The sequence below is a fragment of the Microcystis sp. M083S1 genome (assembly GCF_020246405.1).
Classification (GTDB): domain Bacteria; phylum Cyanobacteriota; class Cyanobacteriia; order Cyanobacteriales; family Microcystaceae; genus Microcystis; species Microcystis aeruginosa_C.
This window is the reverse complement of record NZ_JADBTB010000061.1, coordinates 1-16,073: the sequence shown is the minus strand read 5'-3', so window position 1 is coordinate 16,073 and position 16,073 is coordinate 1. Positions and strand designations below refer to the sequence as shown.

The 16,073-nt window shown below is 42.7% G+C and carries 11 protein-coding genes, 1 tRNA gene and 2 pseudogenes; 5 read left to right on the top strand and 9 right to left on the bottom strand.

Annotation, left to right across the window (positions count from 1 at the left end; all coding sequences use genetic code 11):
* Positions 1-31: 31 nt before the first annotated feature.
* Positions 32-105, top strand: a tRNA-Val gene (locus tag IM450_RS05490).
* A 61-nt stretch (positions 106-166) separates the two neighbouring features.
* Positions 167-1,216, top strand: coding sequence for an aromatic ring-hydroxylating dioxygenase subunit alpha (locus tag IM450_RS05485; protein ID WP_287664805.1), 1,050 nt, complete (start codon positions 167-169; stop codon positions 1,214-1,216).
* 118 nt (positions 1,217-1,334) lie between these two features.
* On the opposite strand, the gene IM450_RS05480 is transcribed toward IM450_RS05485, so the two are convergent.
* The 5 genes from IM450_RS05480 to lysA form a co-directional block, all read right to left on the bottom strand.
* Complete coding sequence (locus tag IM450_RS05480) at positions 1,335-2,447, bottom strand: hypothetical protein (RefSeq protein ID WP_287664803.1); 1,113 nt, start codon at positions 2,445-2,447, stop codon at positions 1,335-1,337.
* 130 nt (positions 2,448-2,577) lie between these two features.
* Positions 2,578-2,892, bottom strand: a complete 315-nt coding sequence (locus tag IM450_RS05475) for a DUF1825 family protein (protein ID WP_002738222.1) — start codon at positions 2,890-2,892, stop codon at positions 2,578-2,580.
* A gap of 238 nt (positions 2,893-3,130) precedes the next feature.
* Positions 3,131-3,880: a polyprenyl diphosphate synthase gene (gene uppS / locus IM450_RS05470; RefSeq protein ID WP_002801365.1), complete on the bottom strand. Its 750-nt coding sequence runs from the start codon at positions 3,878-3,880 to the stop codon at positions 3,131-3,133.
* A complete protein-coding gene (cdaA, locus tag IM450_RS05465) occupies positions 3,877-4,797 on the bottom strand; it encodes a diadenylate cyclase CdaA (protein WP_002801364.1) in 921 nt (306 codons plus the stop codon). Before cdaA ends, uppS begins: the two co-directional genes overlap by 4 nt.
* 21 nt (positions 4,798-4,818) lie before the next feature.
* Positions 4,819-6,222: a diaminopimelate decarboxylase gene (gene lysA, locus IM450_RS05460; protein ID WP_002801362.1), complete on the bottom strand. Its 1,404-nt coding sequence runs from the start codon at positions 6,220-6,222 to the stop codon at positions 4,819-4,821.
* Positions 6,223-6,827: 605 nt separating this feature from the next.
* Here lysA and IM450_RS05455 point away from each other — a divergent pair.
* Both IM450_RS05455 and IM450_RS05450 read left to right on the top strand, forming a co-directional pair.
* Entirely contained in the window at positions 6,828-7,538 is a 711-nt protein-coding gene (locus IM450_RS05455; protein WP_287664799.1) for a hypothetical protein, read from the top strand.
* A 581-nt stretch (positions 7,539-8,119) separates the two neighbouring features.
* Complete coding sequence (locus IM450_RS05450) at positions 8,120-9,844, top strand: diflavin flavoprotein (protein WP_287664797.1); 1,725 nt, start codon at positions 8,120-8,122, stop codon at positions 9,842-9,844.
* 526 nt (positions 9,845-10,370) lie between these two features.
* Here the strand turns inward: IM450_RS05450 and IM450_RS05445 are convergent.
* From IM450_RS05445 to IM450_RS05430, 4 genes and pseudogenes are all read right to left on the bottom strand, one after another.
* The gene (locus IM450_RS05445) at positions 10,371-11,846 is read right to left on the bottom strand and encodes a bifunctional metallophosphatase/5'-nucleotidase (RefSeq protein ID WP_002762888.1); all 1,476 of its coding nucleotides are present in this window, start codon (positions 11,844-11,846) and stop codon (positions 10,371-10,373) included.
* 398 nt (positions 11,847-12,244) lie between these two features.
* Positions 12,245-12,490 (bottom strand): hypothetical protein, encoded by a 246-nt coding sequence (locus IM450_RS05440; protein ID WP_287664794.1) that lies wholly within the window; start codon positions 12,488-12,490, stop codon positions 12,245-12,247.
* A 235-nt stretch (positions 12,491-12,725) separates the two neighbouring features.
* Positions 12,726-14,894 carry a polyphosphate kinase 1 gene (ppk1, locus tag IM450_RS05435; protein ID WP_287664792.1) on the bottom strand — a complete coding sequence of 723 codons (2,169 nt, stop codon included), beginning with the start codon at positions 14,892-14,894 and terminating at the stop codon, positions 12,726-12,728.
* A 329-nt stretch (positions 14,895-15,223) separates the two neighbouring features.
* Positions 15,224-15,562: pseudogene (locus IM450_RS05430) on the bottom strand (IS1634 family transposase); the annotation flags it as partial.
* A gap of 340 nt (positions 15,563-15,902) precedes the next feature.
* Here IM450_RS05430 and IM450_RS05425 point away from each other — a divergent pair.
* Positions 15,903-16,073, top strand: a pseudogene (locus tag IM450_RS05425) (photosystem II q(b) protein); the annotation flags it as partial.

Genomic DNA, 16,073 nt, shown 5'->3' with positions numbered 1-16,073 from the left:
GGAGCAATCGTGTTATAATAACAATTCGTGCGGACGTATAGCTCAGTTGGTTAGAGTACATCGTTGACATCGATGGGGTCACTGGTTCGAATCCAGTTACGTCCATAAGGTATAATCTTGATTTCTAATGATAGGATCAACGATCGAAGCTCTCCAGAGAAACCCTATGACTAGCTTACTGCGCGACTTTTGGTATGTGGCCACACCGGCAAATAAACTGAAACCCGGTCAGCTAATGGCAAAAAAAATGCTAGGTGAACCGATTGTTGTCGGGAGGAGAGAGGATGGAGAAGTGTTCGCATTGCGGGATATTTGCCCCCATCGTGGCATTCCGCTGCACCATGGCTGGATTGAAGGGGATGGGGTGTACTGTTGCTATCATGGCTGGAAATTTAATACTAGCGATGGCGTTTGTTCTGAGATCCCCTCATTAACGGAACACGATCGCCTTGATATTAGCAGAATTTGTGTCACCAGTTATCCCTGTCGTGAAATACAAGGTCATATCTGGGTGTTTATTCCAGCAGACTCAAAAAGAGAAATTAATCGAGAAAATCTGCCTCCTGTGCCGACTATTGCCGATTTTGGCAAACTTACCCCCAAAATAGCCGAAACTATCACTTTTGACTGCAATATTGACCATGCGGTGGTGGGATTGATGGATCCGGCCCACGGTCCCTACGTTCATACTTCTTGGTGGTGGCGCAGCGGTCCGCGCAAATTTCGGGTCAAGGAAAAACAATACGAACCTGTTCCCCTCGGTTTTCGTCTTGCTCCCTATGATATGCCTGTAAGTGCGAAACCCTATAAAATTTTGGGTAATAAAGTATCGATTGAAATTGTTTTTGAATTGCCCTCGGTGCGTACAGAAATACTACGAGGCGATCGCCATTTAGCTTGTGCTTTTACGGCAATTACTCCCATCGATGAAAATCACTGCGAAGTCCATCAAAGTTTATACTATACGATTCCTTGGTTGGCATTTTTAACCCCTCTTTTGCGTTATTTAACTCTACAATTCCTCAAACAGGATCGCGATGTGGTAATTAAACAACAGGAAGGACTTAGTTATCATCCAGCTTTGATGTTAATTGATGATGCCGATACCCAGGCCAAATGGTATTATCGCCTCAAGCAAGAATACGAGAAATCTCAAGCAGAAAAACGTGATTTTGTCAACCCCATTAAAGCACAGATTTTACGATGGCGCAGTTAGAATTAAGTAGCTGGTTATAATTAAATTAAAAATGGATTTTAGGTTCGATCCCCCCTGCCCCCCTTGATAAGGGGGGTGTCTGATAATTTTTAACGCCTACCTACTTAGATCATTTTATTTAGGTTCTCACTAAGGATTTATTGACACTTGTTTCAATTTGATAAATAGAGGAAAGGACGCTACCTTGATGATTATTGACTAGATCGTATTTGACTTCTTGTAAATAATTAAAAATGGCATCCCGCAGAATCGGTTTTTCAATGTTTACCGTGTGCTGATAGTCCCATAAATCCCAAACTATCAAACCAATTCCCACGATTGGATCGATTAATTCTGCCCCAAAACTACTCGCTACTGCTCCACCGGTTTTAGTGGCAATTTTCGCCCCCGTTTTTCCCGCTAGGGACAAATAAACTGTGCTGCCCACTTTCATCACTGGGATGAGAGATTTAACTCCCAAAGCAGTGGCACCACCGACTAAAAGTTTGATTGATGTGTTAGAAATATTGCCCTCGGTATCTTGAATTGTTACGGCTATATCGCTAAGATAACGATCCCATTTGCCTTGGGGAATTTGATAACTGGCCTGAATATTCTCTAATTCATTGCTTAAATTACTGACATATAAATTAACGGCATCCCTAGTAATTCTCTCTAGACGCAATTGGGCCTCTTGGGGACGAATTACCCGTTTAGTAAACTCGGTTTGAATAGTTTTGGTCAAATTTTCTGCCACCACCTGTTCCGGGGGTGGATTATCTGTATTGACCCAGTGAGCGATCGAGGAGTATAATCCACTTAGAAAGGCCTTGCCCTCAAATTGTTTTTGATTGAAATAGTTAAAATACCAAGGCAAAAAACCCTGATCTACTCTTGTCATCAACTCCTCCACCCATCCCTCAATTTCTCCTAGGGCAAAGGTTTGAGAATTTGCTCTCGCTGTCTGTAAAGCTTGGCTAATTTCTCGATCGATTTGACTGTTCGATTTTTGGGGTATAGTGATGGGAATCTCTAGGTTAGTTTCGGTAGCAACCCTAGTTTTTAACGGTTCATTGCCGGCAGTTCCTAGCCAAATTTTCCCTAAGAGAGGCACGATAACCACTAGAACAACTATAGCCCAAATTAACGGGGTTATCGCCTTAATCAGTTGACTGATTGCCTGAATGCGGTTAGTTTTTTCACTATACTGAGGTGGCTCAATATTTTCTTGTGAATCTGGCCTGGAGTTCATCAGCTAACCTACTTAAAATTATTAGATCATTGTTCTCAAAAAACCGCAGAAACCCCAAATTTCTCAGCAGTAACCTGTAGAGGCCATTATCGGGCAAAAGACAGCCAATACCCGATAAATATCGGCAATTTCAGCGAATTTCTGCCTTCATCCGCTCAAGGGTTTGCTGCATTTGGTCGAACATCATTTGGGGAGTCATACCAAATTGACCTAATTGGGTTTTTAGCTGTTCTACGGTCATTTGGGCGGAGAAATCCTCAGATAACTCAAAACGCTTCATAAATATTTTGTAGCGTTCCATTAACTCTTCCATCCTATCGATAAAGATGATTTTACCCTCTCGATCGAATTTCCCGTACTCGCTGCCTAGTTGTGTGAGAGACTGGTAATCTTCAAATAGCTGTCTAGCTTCCTGTTGAACCACTTCTGAGTCAAAGAATCCCATAATCTTAAAACGGCTTATCGTCGATAGTTATTCTCCATCCTATTTTATTTTAGCTGGGGAAAAAGTCTAGCTCCAGCCGATTTACGGATTACCGTATTGGGGAAATCGAGAAGATCACAAACGGCCCCCGTCGCAGTTTAACCCTTGCCCCAGGGAGTTTAACATAAAAAGTGAAAAATCAAAAATTGTCCTTTAACTGCCCTACAGTGGCTATTTTGATCAATTTGGGCTGCGGCCCTTATAATTTGCCAAAACGACGATGACGACCCTGATAATCTTTTAAAGCGCGGTGAAATTGCACTCGATCAAAATCGGGCCAGAGGGTGTCAGTAACGTAGATTTCCGCGTAGGCCATTTGCCAGAGTAAAAAATTACTAATTCGCATTTCCCCACTACTGCGAATTAACAGGTCTGGGTTAGGAATCCCAGCAGTATAAAGATACTGTTCAAAGAGAGATTCATCGATCGCTTCTGGGGAGATTAAACCCTGTTGCACCTGACGAGCGATCGCCTGACAAGCTTGTACGATTTCCTCTCGGCCACCATAATTAGTAGCTACCGTAAATTGAATACCGGAATTTTTGCTAGTTTCTGCTTGAGATTTAGCAATTTCCCTTCTTAAAGACTCTGGCAAGGCTGATAAATTACCAATAAAGCGAATTTTAACATTTTCCTGCATCATTTCCTCTAATTCGCGCCGCAAAACCCGCTCGAATAGAGTCATTAAAAACTCTACTTCCTCGAGGGGACGACCCCAATTTTCCGTAGAAAAAGCATAAGCGGTTAAAGCGGGAATCCCCCAGTCACGACAACAGCGCAGCAAGTCCTTTAGTGCATCTACTCCCCGTTGATGGCCCATAATCCGCGGTAAACCACGACTTTTCGCCCAACGACCGTTCCCATCCATAATCACTGCGACGTGCTGAGGCAAACGGTTTTTATCTAAATCCGTAGGTAATTCTGGTGACAAGCTCGGTTTAAGAGTCATTTTCTATCTTTGGGGGTTGCGCTGGGCGAACGGGAGAACTTTTCTAAGATTAGACGACCTTTTAAGCCAATTGTACGCCCTAAACGTCCCCAACTCGGTGCGACCACTTCCCCCTCTCCCGACGGAGAAAACTTCGCTTCGAGAAGCTCTTTTAGTTTACTACTGGTTAAGGGCCGATCCAAATTCCCCCCCGACGCGAGGGAAATCGAGCCAGTTTCCTCAGAAACCACAATACATAAACAATTATCTAGCCTTTCGGTAATCCCCATGGCCGCCCGATGACGGGTGCCTAATTGCCTAGAGGTACTGCGCTCCGATAAGGGTAGAATAACACCAGCGGCCACCACTCGATCGCCCCGAATAAATACGGCCCCATCGTGCAGTAAAGTTTTAGTTTGAAAAATAGTTTGAATTAATTCCTTAGATACTTGGCCATTGAGCGTCACCCCCGGATTGACAAACACCTTGGTGTCGAGATTGCCACTGGTTTCTAATACCATCAGCGCACCGGTGCGATTTTGAGATAGATCCTTCACCGCGTCCACTAACTCATCAATGACATTATCGGTCTTGGGAGTGGGGGAACTTTTTTTAAATAATTCCCACACTTGACCTTTGCCCAATAATTCTAAAAAACGGCGGAATTCCGACTGAAAAATCACAGCGATGGCCACCGCTGCCCCTAAAATCAATTTTTCTAGGACTAACCCCAGCAAGCGCAATCCTAGGGCATCGCTAATCACCGAGGCCAGCATTAAGTAGATTAGTCCTCGCACCATCCAAAAGGTACGCCGCTCGCCGATAATTAGCAGCAGCATATAGGTAAGGAGGAGAACTAACCCAAAGTCTAGGACTGACAGACCATGGCTGAGAATCCAGGACAATAACCGGCGAGGGTCCAGAAAAAAACCCGACATGGGGGACGATAGCGATGAGGTTTATATCAAGGAGAGTCGATTGGGTAAGCGGTCTTGACGCAGCAAATCCGCCAGATTTTCCCGTTCAAGGATCAGATTAGCTTCTCCGTTGTGGACAATTACCGCCGCCGGACGGGGTAAGCGGTTGTAATTAGAAGCCATACTGTAGTTATAGGCCCCCGTGGCTAAAACCACTAAAATATCCCCCGGGTTGGTTTTCGGTAGCGTAATATCCTTAATTAGAATATCCCCAGATTCACAATGTTTTCCAGCTATTGTCACCAATTCCTGACATTCTTGACTCATTTTATTGGCGACCACGGCCCGGTAAACCGATTGATAGGTAATCGGTCGGGGATTATCGGACATTCCGCCATCGACGGCGATATAGGTGCGGATTTCAGGGATTTCTTTGCGATTACCCACTGTATAGGCCGTTACGCAAGCGGTGGCAATCAGAGAGCGTCCCGGTTCGGCAATGAGCAGGGGATAAGCGATACCTCTTTCCTGACAAGCTTTAGCCACTGCTAAGGACACCGCTTGCACCCATTCCTCGATACTTGGGGGGTCATCACTTTCCAGGTAGCGAATCCCTAAACCACCACCGACGTTTAATTGCTCTAGGGGTAATCCCCGTTCTAAACCTAATTTAAACCAATCTGCCAGCACAGCGGCTAAGTCTTGGTGGGGTTGACGTTCAAAAATCTGGGAACCGATGTGAGCGTGTAAACCCAGACAATTCAGCACCGGATGAGCTAAAACATAGTCAAATACCGTTTCGATTTGATGGGGGTCAAAACCAAATTTACTGTCTAAGTGACCCGTGCGAATATATTCGTGGGTGTGGCACTCGATGCCGGGGGTTAACCGCAACAGCATCGGAATAGGGGTATCAGGGCGGTTTTCGCCTAATTTAACCAGATTTTCTAACTCTAGCCAGTTATCAACGATAATAATGCAGTTATGCTCGATCGCATATTCTAACTCGGCGATCGATTTGTTATTACCATGAAAGTATATCGGCACATCGGTTTTATTGATCTGGTCTAAAGCGGTTAACACCGTGTGAATTTCTCCGGCCGACACCACATCGAAACCTAATCCCTCCCTAGCGACCACGGCCGATACGGCCAGGCAATTCCACGCTTTCGAGGCATAAATTACCCTAGATTCTCCGGGATAATGTGTCTGGAAACCTTGCAGATATTGACGACAGGCAGTGCGGAGGGTGACTTCATCGACAATATACAGGGGTGAACCGAAACGTTCCACTAGGGTGGTCACATCACAACCACCGATTTCTAGACAATCGCGGTTATTAACCTTGGCTGTCAGGGGGAACAGGGTTTGATTCGGGGATAGACAATCTTGATAGGCTAAATATTTTTGTCCGGAATTGCTGATTTTAGGTTCGGTTGATAGCATGAGCGGTGTTTTTTGTCAAGAAATCGATAATTTTTGTTACAATCTCTGCCCATCACCGATTCAGTCAAGGGAAATTTGACCGTCGGTGATCTAGATAAGCAAAATAGTTCTCTCTTTCACTTTACGACAAGTTCTAACTTTTCTCTGATAAGTAGGGTTTGTGGTTCTTCAACCTTCGTGACCTTTGTGCCTTTGTGGTTAATTGCCTTTGTGTCCTTTGTGCCTTTGTGGTTCTTCAACCTTCGTGACCTTTGTGCCTTTGTGGTTCAATAATATCTCCTCTCCCCTCTCCCTACTTCCCCCCGCAACGGATCGACTGAGCGTTCGACAAAAGCTCACGCCGAAGTCTTCGCCGAACGTCGCGCACGAGTTGGTCTCCCCTCTCCCTAATTCATAATTCATAATTCATAATTCATAATTCCCACTCCCCTATACCTTCTAAACAGGATTTAGTATTACTTAACAGAGCCAAATTCAGCAAGGGAATACACATATTGTCCCAAAAACTGTTTTTGCGGGGTTTGATTTTATGGCTTTTTGTCAAGGGGGAATTGCAGGTATGGCGGCTGGGGCGATAATTAGTTTACCATTAGTGAAAACTTTGAATGGTCATGATTATGATGAAATTATTAGAATGTGTAGTCATTTTTGCCAGTTTACTGAATGTTACGCCAGGTATGGCCAATCATTTCCCCCTACAAGTTGTTCAAGCTCCCAGTGGCTCTTCGATTCAAGGTTATTGTTTTTCGGTTGCTACTAATGATGGTCTGGATTCTACGGCGAGGATTTATATTCAGGGAAATCAAGTCACGGGTCGGGTAGAAGCTACGATTCAGAACGAACAAGAATCTTATTATACTTCCTATAATCAAACCTTACAAGGAACAAAAAAGGGGAATCAGTTAAACTTAAATATCACGACAAAAATTGAGTTAGACACCCAAAAAACTCAAGAAATCTGGACGTTAACTTCAGATTATTTGAATACGGGACGAGTGGTTTATCAAAAACAACCTTGTTTAGTTTCTCAAATCCGGTTTGCACCCGGAACTAATAGCGCCACTGTTAATCAATCGGTTGTGCGAGGGAGTCGAAATATTTATTTATTAAGAGCCAATCAAGGACAGAGAATGGATGTTAAAATTACATCGTTAGAAAATAATGCCGTATTTGATGTGATTGCACCGAATGGGGAAATATTGAAAACAGAAGCTACCCAATCTAGTTTAAAATTACCTGCTACTGGAAATTATGAAATAATTGTAGGGGGAACTCGCGGCAATGCCACCTATAAATTAAATGTTAAAATTCAATAAATAGTAGTAGGGTGGGCAATGCTCACCTGACGATACTTTATCCAAATAGGAACCAGAGATACTGTCCAGGTCGGGGATGTAAGACCAAAAACTGGGTGTAAGTCCGTTTTGAGGCAATCCCCCGTGAAATAGGAAGTAGTTCACCTTGACTGGAATGTATAATCCCCATTTCTCCACACAGATACATAGGGTTTGCGGCAAAAAGTTTTTCGTGGGGGTAGGGTGTAGGGTGTAGGGTGTGGGGTGTGGGGTTTTACCCATTTTTAGGTGGTCAATTACCTAATTTTCAGAGAAAAAGTAACTGAATTTTTCCCCGATCACTCCAATGGTCGGCACTTTTTGGGGGGAAAAAAGTCTAAAAACCTTATCCAACAAGGTTTTTAGATTTATTCAGCAGAACCTACATAGAGAGCGTTTCTCATAAATATGAAGTATAAGCTAATTCGGTATCGACGATCGACTCCCACCTGACCATTAAGATAACTGTGATCAGTAATTATGGGAAAATAAATCTCCATACCTATTTCCTCGTGGCACAATAGAGACAAAGTATAAAAAACTTAACAATAAGGAGAGGTTCGATGGTTGCTACACCAGTCAAAACAAAACGTCTCACCGTGCAGGTGGCCGATCTCACCGCAGACACTACCGCTATTCGTTCCCTCGATTGGGAGCGCGATCGCTTCGATATTGAATTCGGATTACAAAACGGTACGACTTATAACTCCTATCTGATTCGTGGGGAAAAAATCGCCCTTGTGGATACCTCTCACGAAAAATTCCGTCAACTATATTTTGATAGTCTCAACGGATTAATTAACCCCCAAGAAATCGATTATTTAATTATCAGTCATACCGAACCTGATCACAGTGGTTTAGTCAGAGATCTGCTGCAACTCGCTCCCAATATTACCGTCGTTGGGTCGAAAGTGGCAATTCAGTTTTTAGAGAATTTAGTTCATCATCCCTTTCAACGTCAACTGGTCAAAAATGGTGATCGGTTAGACCTAGGCAATGGTCACATTCTCGAATTTGTTAACGCTCCTAATTTACACTGGCCCGATACTATTTTTACCTACGATCACGGTTCGGGAATTTTATTTACCTGTGATGCTTTTGGAATGCACTACTGTTCCGATGATCTTTACGATGAGCAATTAAGTGCTATTGAACCGGATTATCGTTTCTATTATGAATGTTTAATGGCTCCTAATGCTCGTTCCGTACTAGCGGCGATGAAACGGATGGAACCCCTGGGTAATATTAATCTCGTGGCTAATGGTCATGGACCGGTATTAAAACACAATATTACCGAATTATTGACCCATTATCGTGATTGGAGTCAGGCACAAACTAAGGCAGAAAAAACCGTCGTTGTTTTCTACATTGCCGACTATGGTTATAGCGATCGCCTCTGTCAATCTATTGCCAAAGGTATTACTAAAACCGGTGTGGCTGTAGAAACTTTAGACCTGAAATCCGCCGATCCCCAAGAGGTAAAAGAATTAGCTTCTTCTGCGGTGGGAATCGTCATCGGTACTCCCCCCGTTTCTGGTATTAATGCCCAAGAAATTACGGGTAATCTAGGCACAATTCTCGCCTCGGTTAACCCCAAACAATACATCGGAATGTTTGAATCTCAAGGGGGTGATGATGAATCAATTTTACCTCTATTTAATAAGTTTCGTGAAGTTGGTTTAACCAAAGCTTTTGATCCCATTCGTAGCACAGAAACTCCTAACGAGAGTCTCTATCAACGCTGTGAAGAAGCAGGAACAGATATGGGACAACTATTAACCCAAGAGGTAAAAGTTAAACAAAGAAAATCCCTCGATACTGACCTCGATAAAGCCATCGGACGCATTAGTGGTGGCTTATATATTATTACCACCAAGAAAGGAGACAGAAGCGGTGCAATGGTCGCTTCTTGGGTGACTCAAGCAAGTTTTGATCCCCCCGGTTTTACCGTTGCTGTGGCCAAAGATCGGGCGATCGAGTCTTTAATGCAAGTGGGGGATCAATTCGTTTTAAATATTCTGGAAGAAGGCAATTATCAAACCCTGATGAAACACTTTTTAAAACGTTTCGGGCCTGGGGAAGATCGTTTTGCAGGAGTCGATACTCGTACTGCTAATAATGGTTCCCCAATTTTAGCCGATGCCCACGCTTATTTAGAATGTGAGGTAGTTAGTCGCATGGAATGTGCTGACCACTGGATTGTTTACAATAAAGTCGCCGATGGTCGCGTTTCTAAACCTGATAGTTTAACGGCCGTTCACCATCGCAAAGTCGGTAATTATTATTAGGATTTTTGCTTGATTTGACTGGTTGAGAAAATACAGATCAAGATGCTTGCTCTCAGCTTTTGAGACTGTTTAACCTCTCAACCAGTTAGTCATACTAAATCCGTTGAGTATAGGCTACATATCAGGAGAGGCAATAGGCAATAGGCAAAAGGAGCAATAGATAATCAGTTTTTAATAACCAGATTTAGTATCACATCTGATCACTGATTACTTACCCACTGATAACTGATAACTGATAACTGATAACTGATAACTGAGACTAAATCCGTTGATTATAGGCTACATATCAGGATAGCCGAACGGCAAAATGGGAATAGATAATCAGTCTTTAATAAGCGAATTTAGTACCAGACGCTTCATGAACTGGAAGTAAAAAAATTGTAGGGTTAATTCATGAATTAACCCTACACATCGTTCCCATTCAGGTGCTTCACAAATTGGAAGCAAGTTTCAAACATTGTTGGATTTGCTAATCGTGCCTAAGTTTCCATTCAGACGCTTCACGAATTGGGTAGAGTCATAAACTCTAGTTAACAAAAGTCCAGCGTCCTTCCACCTGACCGTCAAGGAGTTGATGAGTACTTAAATATTCTTCAAGAACACCTTGGCTTGAAGTAGTAACAACTTTAGCGTTAGCTATTTCTTCAGGCGTGAGATTCAAACTCTTCAGCGAATTTTGATAATGATAATCTTGCACGCAGATTACATATAAACGATCAGCCTCTACAGGTTGTTCATTAATACTGAAAGATTCAATTGCTTTCTTAGTATTGTTATAAACTACTCGAACACCTTTGCTGATTTGATAACATTGACTTTCCCCAGGCTTTCTGTTTTCTGGGCGCAGAAAATGGGTAAATACCTTTGTCAGTTGCGCTCCAGTAACTTTAATTTTATAAAGAGAACCATCATACGGATAAACCTTCTTAAGATCTTCAAGAGTGACCACAGGCCCTAATTCTTTACCTCGTATGGAACCACTACCGACAAGCACGACATCAATCGTATCTATTTCTAAGAAGATATCAGCGATTAAATTACCTAACTCAGTTTCTTGTTCGCGCACGGGATGAGTCAATTGACGATTTAAACGGCTAACAATACGATTGTACTTGCGATCTACTTGTTCTTTGTAGGTATTGATAAAATTTTGCAAATCTACGTCAGGACTAGCTACCTGATCATTAATAGGAATAAGTTCCCATTTCCATTCGACAATGCTGTTCGTATCGTCGTCTACTGTAATATCGAAACGTCCGATCTGATCAGTCCCAACGGCGGCCTGGGTGATTAAAATGTTGTTTACTTGGGCAGGCTGTTCTAAAAGTGTATGAGAATGTCCACCAATGATCATGTCCACCCCCCACTCAGGGTCTAACATAGCCGCTAACTTTTGATCCTCTTCAAAACCAATGTGAGTTAGGAGAATTGTCAAATCAATATCTTCATTTTTGTAGGTATTACAGATCTTACCAACTTCAGCCGCCGCATCTTCTAGTCCAACAAATGTACCAATGCTTTTGTCCAGCTTTAAGGCACTAAGAACCTCTTCAGTGACAATACCAATGAACATAACATCAAATCCATCTACATTGAGGATGATATAGGGGTTCATCAACCTTTTACCGTACTTTTTAATGTACAAGTTGGCATTAACAATAGGAAAGTTTGCCATTTTTTCTAAGAAGAGCAAATGAGGAAAGCCATAGTCTAATTCGTGGTTTCCTAAAGTCACTACATTAGGTGCTAGGTAATTCATGATTTCCATGGTTGATAAGCCTTTAAATTCGGTATCAATCATCGAACCTTGAAGCATATCACCTGAAATAACATAAAGTGTATTTTTTTCCGTTTGACGCACTTGATTGATATAACCAGAAAGCAATGATAACCCGCCGATCAAACCACCTTGTCCAGTTTTAGCCTCCGCTAAAAAGTCGCCGTGCATATCATTGGAATGTAAAATCGTAAACTTTTTGAGTTTTGTTGTAGTTTCAACCATGAGCCTCTCCAGTAGTTTGAGTTGATTAAATGAAAGAGATAGTTTGATTTGGGTACTGCGAACGGTTTAAAGCTTGGCTTTCTGAATACCGTCAGAAGCTTGGTCTGTGATTTCTTCTAGCCGATCCAGAAAAAGTTCAGCTTTTAGCAGTTTAGGCTCTTCGGTTTGTGTTATGCAATGGAGGGGGGTTATAAAGGATAAAACCCTTACACAGAAAGACATTGCTTCAATTTATGCCTCCTGATCGAATCATGCCAAGTAACGAAGAGCCACAGCCCATAATATAGCATGACTTGCGCCAATGTAAAAACAGGGTTAGAGCATCACTGAGGAGTTCGGGATAGTGACAGTATTCACACTGGAACCTAGCGCGTTGTCGAACAATATGGTGGAGCGATTTAGGAATGACCATTTACTCTGGCGGCAATGACAGCGTTGATGTAGCTGAAAATTTGGTCGAGTTCGCCAATCGCTTCTAGCTCAAGGACTTCCTCTGGGGTGAGATCATCAGCTTTTTTCTTGTCAAGAAGCGTCTGCATCCGATCGCCCAGTTCATCTGTAAATTTGAATAGGGTGAGATTATTAATCTGTTGTACCCGCAATCCTTTGGGAATCAGGCTAGAGGGTTTGACAAGAGCTCTCATGGTTGTAGCTGAACGTAAAGATTTTTCGATCCTAACAAATAGTTCCCGTGAAATAAATGAAAGTATTGCCCTGACACCATTCTACACCCCATTTTCTGAGGGGGGGTTAAATTATCTCCGACAAATAAAAATTATTCTCAATAAGTCAGATTATCAAGCCCCGAACTCCAGAAGTAGAAGGGCATCCGAGGGGGTCAACGAGAGAATACTGATAACTGATAACTGATAACTGTTCCTATTGACTAACACCCGCAGATTTAAGGGCTTTTTCCATCAAAATTACATGGGTACTGCTTTCCTGTCCCTGGTTGGCAGCACGACGCTGAATATAACTGCCGTCGGATTGTAATTCCCATGCTTGCCGGTTATCTGACAACATGATGCCGAGAATTTCTTCCAGTTCCTTGGCGATCGCTGGTTCAGCGATGGGTGTCACTGCTTCCACGCGACGAGTCAGGTTCCGCGTCATCCAATCGGCGCTACCAATATAAACCTCCTCCTGACCACCATTGTAGAAGTAAAAAATGCGGGAATGTTCCAAAAAGCGGCCGATAATGCTAATTACTCGGATATTTTCGCTCACTTCCGGCAATCCGGGCCGTAAACAACAGATCCCACGAATAATTAAGTCAATCTGCACGCCAGCACGAGAAGCGGCGTATAAGGCTTCTATAATCGGTTTATCGACAATAGAGTTCATTTTTGCGACAATGCGCCCCGTACCGCCATTTTTACAGTTTTTGGCCTCGCGATCGATCATTGCTAACATCCGTTTTCGCAAACTCACGGGAGCAATTAAAAGTTTGCGATAGGATTGCTGACGGGAGTATCCGGTCAGAAAGTTAAATAAATCGGTGATATCTGCCCCCAAATCCTCGCGACAGCTAAGTAAACCCAAATCAGTGTATAATTTAGCCGTTTTTGGGTTATAATTACCCGTGCCAATATGGAAATAACGACGGATTTTATCCCCTTCTTTTCTGACCACGAGAACCACTTTCGTGTGGGTTTTTAGACCAACTAAGCCATAAACAACGTGAACTCCGGCTTGTTCGAGCTTTTTCGCCCAAGTAATGTTATTTTCCTCATCAAAGCGTGCTTTTAGTTCCACTAACGCCGCTACCTGTTTACCATTTTCCGCCGCTGCAATCAGGGAATTGACAATCGGGGAATCTCCGGAAGTACGATACAAGGTCATTTTAATCGCTAAAACATGGGCATCATGGGCAGCCTGGGCGATAAACTGTTGTACTGAGGCACTAAAGGAATGGTAAGGGTGATGAACGAGAATATCGTTATTGCGAATTAAAGTAAAAATATCTTCGCCATCCTGTTCTAGGATCCCGTCTTCGTTACCGTCAACTATTTCTCGCAATCCCTGTAAAACCGGTGGGGTGACAGGATTCCAAGGCGGATCTTTCAGTTCGGGACAGGGTAAAGACAGAAAATAAAATAAATCTTTGTGTCCCAGCAGTCCATCCACATCGTAAACATCGATCTCCTCAAGTCCGAGATCGCGCATGATCCGGTTTTTAATATTGCTAGGGGTAGAACTGTGAATTTCCAGACGTACTGCCGATTTACCGATGCGGCGCTTGCGTACTTCTTCCTCGATCGCTAATAATAAATCATCGGCCTCATCTTCTTCAACGGAGATGTCAGCATTGCGCGTCACCCGAAAAGGATAACATTCTTGAATGATCATGCCGGGGAAAAGTGCCTCTAAATTGTGCATTACCACCTGTTCAAGGGGTACTCCCGTCCAAATCGAAGCTTTTCCGTCTTGGTGGCGTAATTCTTTGGATAATGCCAGAAAACGGGGGAAAACCTGCGGTACTTTTACCCTGGCAAATAATTCTTTATCGGTGTCGGGATCGCGAACGACTACGGCTAAATTGAGACTAAGATTAGAAATATAGGGAAAAGGATGACTAGGATCCACCGCTAGGGGAGTTAAAACGGGGAAAATATTTTGTTCAAAGTAATCATGGAGATAATTGCGCTGTTCTTGATGTAAATCTACATAGTTAATCAGATGAATTCCCTGTTCTACTAATAGGTTTTTCAGGGTGTGTTCAAAAAGATGATCCTGCTGTTGCACAAGGGGACGCAGACGTTTACTTATCTCGGTTAGCTGTTCCAAGGCAGTCCTGCCATCGGCACTTAAAACGGCTACATTTGCTTCTACCTGTTGTTTAAGCACTGCCACCCGTACCATAAAAAATTCGTCGAGATTGGCACAAAAAATGGCGGTAAATTTTAATCTTTCCAGTAGGGGAGTCCGAGGATCAAGTGCCTCATAAAGCACGCGACGATTAAATTCTAACCAGCTTAATTCTCGGTTAAAGTAATATTGCGAATCTTTAAGATCGATTTCAGAAGTTACGGTAGAAGCTTTAGCCATAGAGTCTAATACCTAAATAATAGATTAAACAGTTAGTAAGAAGCCACTTAAGCCTAAATTTGACTATTTTGGGCGTTTTTTTTACGCTAGACTGCCCCAGATTAACCAAAGTTACCCTGATTATCTTGGATGCTAATCCTACTGATTCTAGCCTGACCGGGGAAAAAATCAATTTATTAAAAGGTTAAGAAATCAATCCCCGCAAGGCGACAGATCAAGGTTAAATTAATCTTTCGGTGAAATTAGATTTGTTAAAGATCTAGACTTCCCCTTTGACAAAAGACCATAACCTGTGCTGTGGGAGGGATTAAGAGAATTTGTGCCGCTCGTTACTGGCTACAAATTAAGGAAACCCCTAATAAATCTAACGCTTTCTGTTGCAGAGAAATCGGTCGAGTTATCTTAGAAAAACGATAACTTCCCTCTCTAATCATACGTTCTACCCTATTCAAGCAAATCGTCTCCAAGTCCTTCAATAAAGTCCGAAAACTATGCACAGGGAGGTTGTCTTGATTCTGTGTTTTTCTCTCTTTAGATTGCACCGATTGACTGCGACTCATTTTAATCACATTCAGGGAACTATTATCAATTTCTTCATCTTCAAAGAATAAAGCAGCTAAGGACTGTTTTAAATGCCATTCCACATAATAAGCTAACATAAATAAAAAGAAAATAACGGTTAAAAACTTTTTCTACATACATGACTAGCATTTTAGCAAATAGGCTCCATTCCTGCCCATTAATAAATCCTACAACAAACATGGATACATCAAGAGATGTTAACGGGTATATCCATTGATGGACAAGGGTTTTTGGCTATTGTAGTAGATATAGGTAGTGGAAGTTCCGATAATTGGGACTTCAAGCCGAAAACTGAGATATATAAGCCCACCTTATCACCCCGACAAGTAATACTGAATGTCAAACCCCTTTACAAACCGATACAAAGTCTTTAAGATAGAGACATCATCAATCGTACCTCGATAACTTAATAGGAATCATAAACCAATGACCACCACCTTACAACAGCGCGAGAGTGCTTCCCTGTGGGAGCAGTTCTGCCAGTGGATCACCAGCACCAACAACCGTCTTTATGTCGGCTGGTTCGGTGTGATCATGATCCCCACCCTGCTCACCGCCACCACCTGCTTCATCATCGCCTTTATCGCCGCTCCTCCT

Bases quoted from the DNA above. Each gene is read 5' to 3' on its own strand.
- IM450_RS05485 (WP_287664805.1), top strand. From the start codon at position 167: ATGACTAGCTTACTGCGCGACTTTTGGTATGTGGCCACACCGGCAAAT.
- IM450_RS05480 (WP_287664803.1), bottom strand. From the start codon at position 2,447: ATGAACTCCAGGCCAGATTCACAAGAAAATATTGAGCCACCTCAGTAT.
- IM450_RS05475 (WP_002738222.1), bottom strand. From the start codon at position 2,892: ATGGGATTCTTTGACTCAGAAGTGGTTCAACAGGAAGCTAGACAGCTA.
- uppS (WP_002801365.1), bottom strand. From the start codon at position 3,880: ATGACTCTTAAACCGAGCTTGTCACCAGAATTACCTACGGATTTAGAT.
- cdaA (WP_002801364.1), bottom strand. From the start codon at position 4,797: ATGTCGGGTTTTTTTCTGGACCCTCGCCGGTTATTGTCCTGGATTCTC.
- lysA (WP_002801362.1), bottom strand. From the start codon at position 6,222: ATGCTATCAACCGAACCTAAAATCAGCAATTCCGGACAAAAATATTTA.
- IM450_RS05455 (WP_287664799.1), top strand. From the start codon at position 6,828: ATGGTCATGATTATGATGAAATTATTAGAATGTGTAGTCATTTTTGCC.
- IM450_RS05450 (WP_287664797.1), top strand. From the start codon at position 8,120: ATGGTTGCTACACCAGTCAAAACAAAACGTCTCACCGTGCAGGTGGCC.
- IM450_RS05445 (WP_002762888.1), bottom strand. From the start codon at position 11,846: ATGGTTGAAACTACAACAAAACTCAAAAAGTTTACGATTTTACATTCC.
- IM450_RS05440 (WP_287664794.1), bottom strand. From the start codon at position 12,490: ATGAGAGCTCTTGTCAAACCCTCTAGCCTGATTCCCAAAGGATTGCGG.
- ppk1 (WP_287664792.1), bottom strand. From the start codon at position 14,894: ATGGCTAAAGCTTCTACCGTAACTTCTGAAATCGATCTTAAAGATTCG.